Below are 11,756 nucleotides of genomic sequence, written 5' to 3'. Positions count from 1 at the left end.
AAAGGCCGTCTGAAAAATTTTCAGACGGCCTTTTTGAGTTTCACAATGATGGCTCTGCCTCTCGTCAAAAAGCTTTCCTGTATTTTTTAAATTACAGTCATATTTAAATATGTAAATATGATTTATTTATTGTAAAATTTACCCTTTAGTCATGCCGGAGCATATGGTGTTGCGGCTGTCTGCATCTTTTTAATTCTTCTTTCATGAGAACCCTATGATGAAAAGCAACCGTCTCGCCTATGCCGTTTTGGCAGCCCTACTATCTATCCAAACCCTACCGGCTTCTGCAGCCAACGCTGATACCGCTTCTGCCGTTGAGGCATCCGGGCAAGAAGCGCAACAAGCCTCAGACTCTATCGCAAACTACGTTGACGACCAGATCGTCCAAGGCCCAGCAACCGTTGATTTGGGCAATCAGGCCAAACTGAAACTGCCTGCAAAAATGGTCTTTGTGAAAAAAAATCGCGCCAATGCCATGATGAGGGAAGCAGGCAACGCCACAGACCCCAACCGCTACGGCCTGATTCTCCCCGAGTCGGAAAACGAGGACGGTGATACTAATTGGATGGTAGACCTAACCTTTACCGATTCCGGCTATATCAAAGACGATGATGCCAAAGAATGGGATGTTGAGGCCATGCTCGAGCAACTGAAAGAAGGCACCGAGGAACAAAATAAAGAGCGTGCCTCCCGCAACCTGCCGGAATTGGAAACACGCGGCTGGGTAGAAAAACCGCAATATGATGCAAAGACCCATCGTCTGATTTGGTCGATTGACGTTCTGAATAAAAACGAACCCGATCCCAATCCTGCCATCAACTACAATACTTTCCAGCTGGGACGCGAAGGCTATATTGAATTGACTATGATCACCGATTTGAAAAGCATAGATCAATACAAACCTATTGTGCAAGAATTGTTGGGTAATATCGAATTCAATGAAGGCAAGCGCTACAGTGATTTCAATGCCGCAACCGACAAAGTGGCTGAATACGGACTGGCTGCCTTGGTTGGCGGTATCGCTGCAAAAAAACTGGGATTATTAGCTTTGGTCGGCGCATTACTGGCTAAATTCGGCAAACTGATTATTTTCGGTGCTGTTGCAGCAGGCGCATTGTTTAAAGGCCTATGGCGCAAAAAAGATAAAAACAAACCGAACGAAGAAGAATAAATAAATCCTGTTCAAAATAAAAAGGCCGTCTGAAAAACTTTCAGACGGCCTTTTATCATTCATGCCTTACGAACGGATCCGTTTCAACACTTCTTCTTTGCCGATTAAAGCCAATACGGCATCGACGCTTGGGGTTTTCGCCGTACCGCAGACCGCGAGGCGCAGGGGCATGCCGAGTTTGCCCATTTTGATGCCTTCTTCGTCGCAGAAAGGTTTGAAGAGGTCGTGGATGGCTTCGGCGTTCCAGTCTTCCAGCCCTTCGAGGCGTTCGGCGAAGCGCAGCATACGGGCGGCGGCCTCGTCGTCCCAATGTTTCTGCACATCCGCTTCGGCAGGGGTTTGTTTGACGTAGAAGTAGAGGCACTCGTCGGCAAGTGTGTTCAGGTCTTGGGCGCGGTCTTTTACCAATGCCAACACGTCTTCCAAAGCAGGCTTGCTTGTTTCATGGATATCGCGCAGGGCGAGGCGCGGTTTCACCATTTCGGCGAGTTTGTCGTTAGGCGTAATTTTGATGTGTTCGCCGTTGATCCAGTAGAGTTTCTTCAAGTCCATACGGCTTGGAGATGGGGAAACGTCTTTCAAATCAAACCATTCGATGAATTGTTCCATTGTGAAGAACTCATCGTCTCCGTGCGCCCAGCCCAAGCGTGCCAAATAGTTGAGCATGGCTTCGGGCAGGATGCCCATCGCGCCGAAATCGGTAATGGCAACGGTATCGCCGCTGCGTTTGGAGATTTTTTTGCCTTGTTCGTTGAGAATCATGGGCAGGTGGCCGTATTCGGGTAGGGTGGCGCCAATGGCTTTTAGGATGTTGATTTGTTTCGGGGTATTGTTCACATGGTCGTCGCCACGGATAACGTGGGTAACGCCCATGTCGTAGTCATCCACTACAACGCAGAAGTTGTAGGTCGGTGTGCCGTCGGCGCGGGCGATAATCAGGTCGTCAAGTGCTTCGTTGGGAATGGAGATTTCGCCTTTGACCAAGTCCGTCCATTTGGTCACACCGTCCAGAGGCGTTTTGAAACGGACAACAGGTTGCACGTCGGCAGGGATTTCGGGCAGGGTTTTGCCTTCTTCCGGACGCCAACGGCGGTCGTAAGTCGCCGTACCTTCTTTTTCGGCTTTCTCGCGCATGGCTTCCAGCTCTTCTTTGCTGCAATAGCAGTAGTAGGCGGCGCCTTTTTCTAAAAGTTCGGCAATGACTTCTTTGTAGCGGTCGAAACGGCGGGTTTGGTAAACGACGTTGTCGGCATTGTCGTAGTCCAGGCCGACCCATTTCATGCCGTCGAGGATGATGTTGACGGATTCGGCAGTAGAGCGCGCCAAGTCGGTGTCTTCGATACGCAATAGGAACTCGCCTTTATGATGGCGGGCAAACGCCCATGAAAACAAGGCGGTGCGTACGCCGCCGATGTGCAGGTAGCCGGTTGGGCTGGGGGCGAAACGGGTTTTGACGGTCATGATGGCTCCAAAATCTTTTAAAACGGTTATTTTACTTTTTCGGCAAGGTTTAAACAATGTAAGGCCGTCTGAAAATAATGTCGGCGCAGAAGGACCGTTTGGGAACTTTTCTCCCGAAAACAAGACAAATGATAATTATTTCTTTGAAAGTATCCGCTCATGAACAAACGCGCTTTATTTACCGCCCTCGCCCTCCTGCCCCTTTTTGCCCAAGCCGAAATCAAAACTATCAAAGACGTATTGGGACGCGAAGTCAAAGTCGATGTCCCTGTCAAACGCGCGGTTTTGGCGTTTTACTATCCCGACTATATCGCGGTAACGGGCGCGGACAAATTTAAAAACGTCATCGGCATTTCGCGTGAGTTTTGGGAGAAATTCAATCCCGGCAGCTGGGCGATGTTCAAACAGAAGCTGCCTACCCTGCAAAACATTGCGGACATCGGCAACATCAGCACCGGCACGTTTTCACTGGAGAAAACGCTCGCGCTCAAGCCGGACGTATTGATTCTGGCCGACTGGCAGTATAAGGCCATCGCCACCCACCTGCCGCGCATTAAAGCGGCAGGCATACCCGTCGTCGTGGTCGATTTCAACGCCGAAACCGTCGCGCGGCACACGCGCAGTGCGGAAATTTTCGGCGAACTCAACGGTACGCAGGCGCGCGCCCAAAAAATTGCCGCCGAATACGCCCGAGGCATTGCCGACATCCAAAAACGCGTCGCGCGCGCCAAGCAGTCCAAACCGAAAATCTATATCGAATTCGGCGACAAAGGCCCGTCCGAATACAGCTACACCTTCGGCAAAGATATGTGGGGCGCGATTGCCGACACAGCAGGTGGCAACAATATCGCCGCACCTTACGTTAAAAACTGGGGACCGGTAAACCCTGAAAAATTCCTGACGGCCAAACCCGACGTCATCGTCATTTCGGGGACGGAAAACGGCCATAAAGACAAGCCTGACATTATGGCGATGGGCATAGGCATCAGCCAGGCCGATGCGCAACGCCGCCTGGCCGGATTTGTCAAACGCAAAGGCTGGGCAGACATTCCTGCCGTCAAAAACAAACGCGTTTACGGCATCTACCACACCGCCTCCCGCTCACTCACCGATTTGGCCAGCGCACAATTTATCGCCAAAACCCTGTATCCGCAGCAGTTTGCCGACATAGACCCAAACAAGACCTATCTGGACTTCTACCGCAAATACCTGCCCGTCGTGCCGGACGGTACATTTTACATCCGATTGAAATAGCGGCTGCAAAAATCATAGGCTCAGGCCGTCTGAATATGTATGCTATACCAATATGGTTTTATTATGTATAATTATTATTCTTTTTATTTAATGTATTGGACAAGATATGACTGAACAAAACCAAATCGGCCATCAACAGGCTCCAATTGTAAGCGTCAAAGAATGGTTGATAACAAACTTGATTTTGATGATTCCGCTGGTCAATATAGTTATGACGTTTGTATGGGCATTCGGCTCAAACACCAATCCGAATAAAGCCAATTATTTCAAGGCTGCCTTGATTCTGTTTGTCATCTATCTGGTACTGGCTGTAGCTGTAGTCATTTTTGGCAGTGCAGCTGCAAATCAATATCAATAAGTAAGCATACATTTAGGCCGTCTGAAACCTAAAAGGCTTTAGACGGCCTTTTGTATGGCTTGCCCAAAGCTCAACCACCTATCCAATTCCAAACCGCATCGCTCCATTTGCCGATACGGTAGAGAAACAAAGAATAGCTCTCCTGCATCAGGAACTTGGCTTTCTTGTTGCGCTCGTCAAAGCGCGTGGTCGGGGTGGCGGAGAACTGCGCGTCTGACAAGCCCAAATCGGCGGCCATTTCTTCGGCGCGCGCCAAATGATACGGGTCGCTGACAACAATAATGCTGCCGATGCCGTTGGCGTGCATGATGGGGACGATATTGCGCAGGTTCTCATAAGTGTTGCGCGACGTGTTTTCAAACAGGATATTGTGCGCCGGTATGCCCTGCTTGAGCGCGTATCGGCGCCCCACTTCGGCTTCGGTCATAAATCCTTTTTTGGGCGTACCGCCGGTGAAAATGATTTTGCCGACCCGATGGCTTTGGTAGAGCGTGATGGCGTGGTTGATGCGCTCACGGAATACCGGCGACGGGCGTTTATCCCATGCCGCCGCACCCAATACCACCGCCGCATCGGCATGAGCATCCTTCGGCAAGGTGTGCGAACCTGTCCGGTAAATCTGCCATGTGCCGCTCAAAAAAATACCGCACACCAGCAAAACGCTCAAAGCAAGGCCGCGAAACAGGTAATATCGCAGGCCATTGCGGCTTTTAAGCAGGGAAATCATCTTCAGACGGCCTTATCCAACCCTATCAGCCGAGTAGGGCGGCAATGTTTTCCAACGGACGGCCGATGGCTGCGCGCGTAGGCGTTACCAAAACGGGACGCTCGAGCAGGGCGGGGTGTTCGGCGATTGCCTGAAGCAGGGCGGCATTGTCCAAATCGGGGTTGTCCAAACCCAATTCCTTGTACAAATCGTCTTTTGTGCGCATCATGCCGCGCACCGATTCGATACCGAGTTTGGCAAACATATCCTGCAAAGTCGCCAAATCGGGCGCGGTATCCAGATATTTGACCACGTCGGCGGCAACGCCTTTTTCTTCGAGCAAAGCCAGCGCGGCACGCGATTTGCTGCAACGCGGGTTGTGATAAAGTGTGAATTCAGACGGCATGAAATTCTCCGTATTATTGCAAAATCATTCAATGATGGCGGTTATTATCGTCTGCAACTGATTTTTACTCAAACTTTTTACCTGATATCTTGATATGAATCGGTAGGCATACCCACCAAACCGTTTTACAATAAACCCAATTTCGATTGGCAACCTCAAGGATACAACCATGAAAGCCTTAACCGCCCTTCTCTTGTCCGCCGCCGTTTTTACCGCTGCGCCGGCCTTTGCCGCCGACGAAACGGCTGGTTGGCAGGACAACAAACCGCAAAGCCTGGAATCGCTCAAAGCCCCCGTGCGCGTGGTCAACCTTTGGGCAACCTGGTGCGGCCCCTGCCGTAAAGAAATGCCCGCCATGTCCGCATGGTACAAAGCGCAGAAAAAAGGCAGCGTCGATATGATCGGCATCGCACTGGATACGACCGACAACATCGGCAAATTCCTGAAACAAACGCCGGTCAGCTATCCGATTTGGCGTTACACCGGCGCCAACAGCCGCAACTTCATGAAAGCCCACGGCAACAACGTCGGCGTATTGCCCTTCACTGTCGTCGAAGCGCCGAAATGCGGCTACAAACAAACCATCACCGGCGAAGTCAACGAAAAAAGCCTGACCGCCGCCGTGAATTTGGCCAAAACCAAATGTAAATAAAACAGCGGATAAGGTGCTTAACCTACGCTGATACCGAGGCCGTCTGAAACCCAATCGTTCAGACGGCCTTTTTTCAAACCATGTTGTTTTGTGTTGCAAACCGGCAGTGTATCCGCCGGCAGAACCGGGGTTTCACTATCAAAAAGCAGCCGAAATATTTATAATCTGTGAATATCTCCATTTTTTCAGACGGCATGTTGCCCTATCGATGATACCGGCCGTCTGAAACCCTATTTTCAGGAAAACCCATGATCCGTTTCGAACAAGTTTCCAAAACCTATCCCGGCGGTTTCGAAGCCCTGAAAAATGTCAGTTTCCAGATTAACAAAGGTGAGATGATTTTTATCGCCGGCCATTCGGGCTCGGGCAAATCCACCATTTTGAAGCTGATTTCAGGCATTACCAAGCCTACCAAAGGCAAGGTTTGGTTCAACAACCAAGACCTCGGCACCTTGAGCGACAATCAGATCGGCTTTATGCGCCAACATATCGGCATTGTCTTCCAAGACCACAAAATCCTCTACGACCGCAATGTCTTGCAAAACGTTATCCTGCCTTTGCGGATTGGCGGCTACCAGCCGCGCAAAGCGGAAGAGCGCGCGCGTATTGCGATTGAGAAAGTCGGCTTGAAAGGCCGCGAAAACGATATGCCCATCACTTTGTCCGGCGGCGAACAGCAGCGTTTGTGCATTGCGCGCGCAGTGGTTCACCAACCCAGCCTGCTGATTGCCGACGAGCCGTCCGCCAGCCTCGACCGCGCCTATGCGCTGGATATTATGGAATTGTTTAAAACCTTCCATGAAGCAGGCACGACCGTGATCGTTGCGGCGCACGATGAAACGCTGATGGCGGATTACGGCCACCGCGTCTTGCGCCTGCAGAAAGGACGCCTCGCATGAGTATGATTCATTACATCTCGCTACACGTCGAATCGGCGCGCGCCGCGCTCAAAGAACTTCTGCGCCAACCCATCGGCACGCTGCTGACCCTGCTCATGCTTGCCGTTGCCATGACCTTGCCGCTGTTTATGTATTTGGGTATCCAAAGCGGTCAAAGCGTATTGGGCAAACTCAACGAGTCGCCGCAAATTACGGTCTATATGGACACCGATGCGGCAAGTTCTGATGCCGATACGGTGAAAAACCTGCTCCAACGCGACAGCCGTATCGATAAAGTCCGCTTTATCAGCAAGCAGGAAGGTTTGGAAGAATTGCAGACCAATCTCGACCAAAACCTCGTTTCCATGCTCGATGGCAACCCGTTGCCCGACGTCTTTATCGTTACACCCGACCCTGCCACTTCGCCGGATCAGATGCAGGCCATCTATAAAGACATTACCAAACTGCCGCGCGTCGAATCGGCAACCATGGATACGGAATGGGTACAAACCCTTTATCGTATTAACGAATTTATCCGCAAGATTTTGTGGTTCCTCTCGCTGACATTGGGCATGGCCTTTGTCTTGGTGGCACACAACACCATCCGCCTGCAAATCCTCAGCCGCAAGGAAGAGCTGGAAATCACCAAGCTATTGGGTGCGCCCGCTTCCTTCATCCGCCGCCCTTTCCTTTATCAGGCAATGTGGCAGAGCATTTTCTCCGCCGCCGTCAGCTTGGGCTTGTCGGCTTGGCTTTTGGCCGAAGTACGGCCGCTGGTGGACGCGATTTTCAAACCCTACGGTCTGAACATCGGCTGGCGTTTCTTCACATTTAGCGAAGTGTCGCTGGTATTCGGCTTCGTCATCGCGCTGGGCGTATTCGGCGCATGGCTGGCCACCACGCAACACCTCTTAGGCTTCAAAGCCAAAAAATAAACCTTGGCAAACAGGCCGTCTGAACCATTCAGACGGCCTGAAATCTTATCCTTTCGCAACGTAAACAAACCTTGTGAAAATTTAATACTGCCAAATCTAACAGCAAGGGCATAATCCCTTATAATTGATGGTTTATTATCCATCTCATTTCATTTGTGCGGCATAAACCGTGCAGACAAATAACGAAAGACATCCTGTGGACAAACTCAAAATCTCTGCCAACGGCCCCCTCAACGGCGAAATCATCGTATCCGGCGCGAAAAACGCCGCCCTGCCGCTGATGTGTGCCGGCCTGCTGACTTCCGGCACTTTACGCTTGAAAAACGTACCTATGCTCGCCGACGTCAAAACCACCCAAAAACTGCTGCAAGGCATGGGCGCACGCGTTTTAACCGACAACATTTCCGAATTTGAAATCAACGGCGGCACGGTCAACAACACCTGCGCACCTTACGAGCTGGTAAAAACCATGCGCGCATCCATCTTGGTTTTGGGCCCGACCCTCGCCCGCTTCGGCGAAGCCCAAGTCAGCCTTCCCGGCGGCTGCGCCATCGGTTCGCGCCCGGTTGACCAACACCTCAAAGGCCTCGAAACCATGGGGGCGGAAATCACCATCGAACACGGTTACGTCAAAGCCAAAGGTCGTCTGAAAGGCACGCGCGTTACCATGGATGTCGTGACCGTAGGCGGCACTGAAAACCTGCTGATGGCGGCCACGCTTGCCGAAGGCACCACCATCCTCGAAAACTGCGCCATCGAGCCCGAAGTCGTCGATTTGGCCGAATGCCTCGTTAAAATGGGCGCAAAAATCAGCGGCATCGGTACAGCAACCATGACCATCGAAGGCGTAAAAGAGCTGCACGGCTGCGAACACAGCGTCGTTCCCGACCGTATCGAAGCCGGTACCTTCCTCTGCGCCGTCGCCATGACCGGCGGCAAAGTCGTCCTGCGCAATGCCGCACCGAAAACCATGGAAGTCGTATTGGACAAACTGAGCGAAGCCGGAGCCATCATCGAAGCCGGCGACAACTGGATTTCCATCGACATGCAACAACGCCCAAAAGCCGTGGACATCCGCACCGTCGTCCACCCAGGCTTCCCAACCGACATGCAGGCGCAGTTTATGGCCATGAACGCCATTGCCGAAGGCAGCAGCCGCGTGGTGGAAACCATTTTTGAAAACCGCTTCATGCACGTTCCCGAACTCAACCGCATGGGCGCAGACATCACCACCGAAGGCAACACCGCCTACATCAAAGGCGTGGAAAAACTCTCCGGCGCCGTCGTGATGGCAACCGACCTGCGCGCCTCCGCCAGCCTCGTCATGGCCGGTTTGGTCGCAGATGGCGAAACCATCGTCGAACGCATCTACCACCTAGACCGCGGCTATGAATACATCGAGAAAAAACTCGGCGGCGTAGGCGCAAAAATCGAACGCGTACGCGGTTAATCCCATACGCAGCCGATAAATAAAAGGCCGTCTGAAACACCGGCAATCGGGTTTCAGACGGCCTTTACGTATTGTTTTGCGGTATAATTCCCGACATCTTTATCCATTGTTTTTAAAAGCACAAACCATGACACGCAAAATCCTTGTCACTTCCGCGCTGCCGTATGCCAACGGCAGCATCCACCTCGGCCATATGGTCGAACACATCCAAACCGACGTTTGGGTACGCTTCCAAAAACTGCGCGGCCACGAATGCTACTACTGCTGCGCCGACGACACCCACGGCACGCCCGTGATGCTTGCCGCGCAAAAACAAGGCATTGCGCCTGAAGACATGATTGCCAAAGTCCGCGAAGAGCACCTCGCCGACTTTACCGGTTTCAACATCGGCTACGACAATTATTACAGCACCCATTCCCCTGAAAACAAACAGTTTTCCCAAGACATTTACCGCGCGCTGAAAGCCAACGGCAAGATTGAGAGCCGCGTCATCGAGCAGCTTTTCGACCCCGAAAAACAAATGTTCCTGCCCGACCGCTTTGTCAAAGGCGAATGCCCGAAATGCCACGCCCAAGACCAATACGGCGACAACTGCGAAGTCTGCGGCACGACCTATTCCCCGACCGAACTGATTAACCCGTATTCCGCCGTTTCTGGTGCAAAACCCGAATTGCGCGAATCCGAACACTTCTTCTTCAAACTGGGCGAATGCGCCGACTTCCTCAAAGCATGGACTTCCGGCAACAATCCGCACGACGGCAAGCCCCATCTGCAACCCGAAGCCCTCAACAAAATGAAAGAATGGCTGGGCGAAGGCGAAGAAACCACGCTGTCCGACTGGGACATCTCCCGCGACGCGCCGTATTTCGGTTTCGAAATCCCCGACGCGCCGGGCAAATATTTCTACGTTTGGCTGGATGCGCCCGTCGGCTACATGGCCTCGTTTAAAAACCTGTGCGACCGCATCGGCGTCGATTTCGACGAATACTTCAAAGCCGACAGCCAAACCGAGATGTACCACTTCATCGGCAAAGACATCCTCTATTTCCACGCCCTGTTCTGGCCCGCCATGCTGCATTTCTCCGGCCACCGCGCCCCGACCGGCGTGTACGCACACGGCTTTTTGACCGTCGACGGACAAAAAATGTCCAAATCGCGCGGCACCTTCATCACCGCCAAATCCTATCTGGAACAAGGCCTGAACCCCGAGTGGATGCGCTACTACATCGCCGCCAAACTCAACAGCAAAATCGAAGACATCGATTTGAACCTGCAAGACTTCATCAGCCGCGTCAACAGCGACCTCGTCGGCAAATACGTCAACATCGCCGCCCGCGCATCAGGTTTCATCGCCAAACGCTTTGAAGGCCGTCTGAAAGATGTTGCCGACAGCGAATTGCTGGCAAAACTGACTGCGCAAAGCGAAGCCATTGCCGAATGCTACGAAAGCCGCGAATACGCCAAAGCCCTGCGCGACATCATGGCCTTGGCAGACATTGTCAACGAATACGTTGATGCCAACAAACCGTGGGAACTGGCGAAACAAGAAGGCCAAGAGGAACGCCTGCACGAAGTATGCAGCGAGCTCATCAACGCCTTTACCATGTTGACCGCCTACCTCGCCCCCGTATTGCCGAAAGTGGCCGAAAATGCCGCCAAATTCCTGAATTTAGAAGCCATCACTTGGGCAAATACACGCGAAACCTTGGGCGAACACGCCATCAACAAATACGAACATTTAATGCAACGAGTGGAGCAAAAACAAGTGGACGATTTAATCGAAGCCAACAAACAAAGCATCGCCTCCGCAGCCGCGCCTGCCGCCGAAGAAAGCAAATACGAAAAAGTCGCCGAACAAGCGAGCTTTGACGACTTTATGAAAATCGACATGCGCGTCGCCAAAGTATTGAACTGCGAAGCCGTTGAAGGCAGCACCAAACTCCTAAAATTCGACCTCGATTTCGGTTTTGAAAAACGCATCATCTTCTCCGGCATCGCCGCATCTTATCCCAACCCCGCCGAATTGAACGGCCGCATGGTCATCGCCGTCGCCAACTTCGCCCCGCGCAAAATGGCAAAATTCGGCGTATCCGAAGGCATGATCCTTTCAGCCGCCACGGCAGAGGGCAAACTGAAGCTCCTCGACGTTGACGCAGGCGCGCAACCCGGGGATAAAGTGGGCTAAGCCTTAGCCAAACCATAAGGAGAAACCATGTTAAACCTTTCCGCTCCGGTACTTAAAGAAATTGAGTTGCTTAATGATGCAGGCTTATCGGTTGGCGCTATTATTACAGTGTTGCGTCTGAAGTTTCCGGTAGAACTCCATGATCGGGGGGACAAACAAATTGAAGAAGCCGTTCTTCTCATGATCAATCCGCCACGAAAAGCACCTTCTCTTTCCCGCTAAGGCAGCAATGCCGGTTGAAAGGTAAATTTGGTTATTCTTTAAAAGGGTAAGCGGATTAAATGGTTGATCTTACCTTTG

12 protein-coding genes are annotated in these 11,756 nt (G+C 51.9%); 9 read left to right on the top strand and 3 right to left on the bottom strand.

Translation table 11 applies throughout. The features are described 5' to 3' along the window. Positions 1 to 214 precede the first annotated feature (214 nt). Positions 215 to 1,171 carry a DUF2167 domain-containing protein gene (locus HMPREF3139_RS05095; protein WP_070461006.1) on the top strand — a complete coding sequence of 319 codons (957 nt, stop codon included), beginning with the start codon at positions 215 to 217 and terminating at the stop codon, positions 1,169 to 1,171. 66 nt (positions 1,172 to 1,237) lie between these two features. Here HMPREF3139_RS05095 and gltX read toward each other — a convergent pair whose 3' ends face one another. Continuing rightward, positions 1,238 to 2,632 carry a glutamate--tRNA ligase gene (gltX, locus tag HMPREF3139_RS05090; RefSeq protein ID WP_070461004.1) on the bottom strand — a complete coding sequence of 465 codons (1,395 nt, stop codon included), beginning with the start codon at positions 2,630 to 2,632 and terminating at the stop codon, positions 1,238 to 1,240. A 159-nt stretch (positions 2,633 to 2,791) separates the two neighbouring features. On the opposite strand from gltX, the gene HMPREF3139_RS05085 reads away from it, so the two are divergent. Both HMPREF3139_RS05085 and HMPREF3139_RS05080 read left to right on the top strand, forming a co-directional pair. Beyond that, the gene (locus HMPREF3139_RS05085; RefSeq protein WP_070461002.1) at positions 2,792 to 3,886 is read left to right on the top strand and encodes an ABC transporter substrate-binding protein; all 1,095 of its coding nucleotides are present in this window, start codon (positions 2,792 to 2,794) and stop codon (positions 3,884 to 3,886) included. A 106-nt stretch (positions 3,887 to 3,992) separates the two neighbouring features. Beyond that, complete coding sequence (locus HMPREF3139_RS05080; protein ID WP_070461000.1) at positions 3,993 to 4,244, top strand: hypothetical protein; 252 nt, start codon at positions 3,993 to 3,995, stop codon at positions 4,242 to 4,244. 70 nt (positions 4,245 to 4,314) lie between these two features. Here HMPREF3139_RS05080 and HMPREF3139_RS05075 read toward each other — a convergent pair whose 3' ends face one another. Together HMPREF3139_RS05075 and arsC are read right to left on the bottom strand one after the other, a co-directional pair. Then, entirely contained in the window at positions 4,315 to 4,971 is a 657-nt protein-coding gene (locus HMPREF3139_RS05075) for a YdcF family protein (protein WP_070460998.1), read from the bottom strand. Between the two features lie 25 nt (positions 4,972 to 4,996). Further along, a complete protein-coding gene (arsC, locus tag HMPREF3139_RS05070; RefSeq protein WP_004519164.1) occupies positions 4,997 to 5,356 on the bottom strand; it encodes an arsenate reductase (glutaredoxin) in 360 nt (119 codons plus the stop codon). Between the two features lie 169 nt (positions 5,357 to 5,525). Here arsC and HMPREF3139_RS05065 point away from each other — a divergent pair, with 169 nt between their 5' ends. From HMPREF3139_RS05065 to HMPREF3139_RS05040, 6 genes are all read left to right on the top strand, one after another. Then, the gene (locus HMPREF3139_RS05065) at positions 5,526 to 6,008 is read left to right on the top strand and encodes a TlpA disulfide reductase family protein (protein ID WP_070460997.1); all 483 of its coding nucleotides are present in this window, start codon (positions 5,526 to 5,528) and stop codon (positions 6,006 to 6,008) included. Positions 6,009 to 6,256: 248 nt separating this feature from the next. Then, positions 6,257 to 6,907, top strand: coding sequence for a cell division ATP-binding protein FtsE (gene ftsE, locus HMPREF3139_RS05060; RefSeq protein ID WP_004519169.1), 651 nt, complete (start codon positions 6,257 to 6,259; stop codon positions 6,905 to 6,907). Further along, positions 6,904 to 7,821 carry a permease-like cell division protein FtsX gene (ftsX, locus tag HMPREF3139_RS05055; protein ID WP_003747810.1) on the top strand — a complete coding sequence of 306 codons (918 nt, stop codon included), beginning with the start codon at positions 6,904 to 6,906 and terminating at the stop codon, positions 7,819 to 7,821. Before ftsE ends, ftsX begins: the two co-directional genes overlap by 4 nt. Before the next feature lie 196 nt (positions 7,822 to 8,017). Beyond that, positions 8,018 to 9,271, top strand: a complete 1,254-nt coding sequence (gene murA / locus HMPREF3139_RS05050) for a UDP-N-acetylglucosamine 1-carboxyvinyltransferase (protein ID WP_070460995.1) — start codon at positions 8,018 to 8,020, stop codon at positions 9,269 to 9,271. A gap of 127 nt (positions 9,272 to 9,398) precedes the next feature. After that, complete coding sequence (metG, locus tag HMPREF3139_RS05045) at positions 9,399 to 11,456, top strand: methionine--tRNA ligase (RefSeq protein ID WP_070460993.1); 2,058 nt, start codon at positions 9,399 to 9,401, stop codon at positions 11,454 to 11,456. 27 nt (positions 11,457 to 11,483) lie between these two features. After that, positions 11,484 to 11,678, top strand: a complete 195-nt coding sequence (locus HMPREF3139_RS05040) for a virulence regulator (protein WP_070460991.1) — start codon at positions 11,484 to 11,486, stop codon at positions 11,676 to 11,678. Positions 11,679 to 11,756: the final 78 nt, after the last annotated feature.

Origin of the sequence: Neisseria sp. HMSC15G01 (assembly GCF_001808255.1) — a bacterium.
Classification (GTDB): Bacteria; Pseudomonadota; Gammaproteobacteria; order Burkholderiales; family Neisseriaceae; genus Neisseria; species Neisseria subflava_A.
The sequence above is the reverse complement of the archived record's forward strand: the minus strand, read 5'-3'. Positions and strand labels throughout refer to the sequence as shown.

What these genes read in the sequence shown, in the direction of transcription:
- HMPREF3139_RS05065 (WP_070460997.1), top strand. Translation starts at nt 5,526, where the DNA reads ATGAAAGCCTTAACCGCCCTTCTCTTGTCCGCCGCCGTTTTTACCGCT.
- HMPREF3139_RS05085 (WP_070461002.1), top strand. Translation starts at nt 2,792, where the DNA reads ATGAACAAACGCGCTTTATTTACCGCCCTCGCCCTCCTGCCCCTTTTT.
- gltX (WP_070461004.1), bottom strand. Translation starts at nt 2,632, where the DNA reads ATGACCGTCAAAACCCGTTTCGCCCCCAGCCCAACCGGCTACCTGCAC.
- arsC (WP_004519164.1), bottom strand. Translation starts at nt 5,356, where the DNA reads ATGCCGTCTGAATTCACACTTTATCACAACCCGCGTTGCAGCAAATCG.
- HMPREF3139_RS05040 (WP_070460991.1), top strand. Translation starts at nt 11,484, where the DNA reads ATGTTAAACCTTTCCGCTCCGGTACTTAAAGAAATTGAGTTGCTTAAT.
- ftsE (WP_004519169.1), top strand. Translation starts at nt 6,257, where the DNA reads ATGATCCGTTTCGAACAAGTTTCCAAAACCTATCCCGGCGGTTTCGAA.
- ftsX (WP_003747810.1), top strand. Translation starts at nt 6,904, where the DNA reads ATGAGTATGATTCATTACATCTCGCTACACGTCGAATCGGCGCGCGCC.
- HMPREF3139_RS05095 (WP_070461006.1), top strand. Translation starts at nt 215, where the DNA reads ATGATGAAAAGCAACCGTCTCGCCTATGCCGTTTTGGCAGCCCTACTA.
- HMPREF3139_RS05080 (WP_070461000.1), top strand. Translation starts at nt 3,993, where the DNA reads ATGACTGAACAAAACCAAATCGGCCATCAACAGGCTCCAATTGTAAGC.
- HMPREF3139_RS05075 (WP_070460998.1), bottom strand. Translation starts at nt 4,971, where the DNA reads ATGATTTCCCTGCTTAAAAGCCGCAATGGCCTGCGATATTACCTGTTT.
- metG (WP_070460993.1), top strand. Translation starts at nt 9,399, where the DNA reads ATGACACGCAAAATCCTTGTCACTTCCGCGCTGCCGTATGCCAACGGC.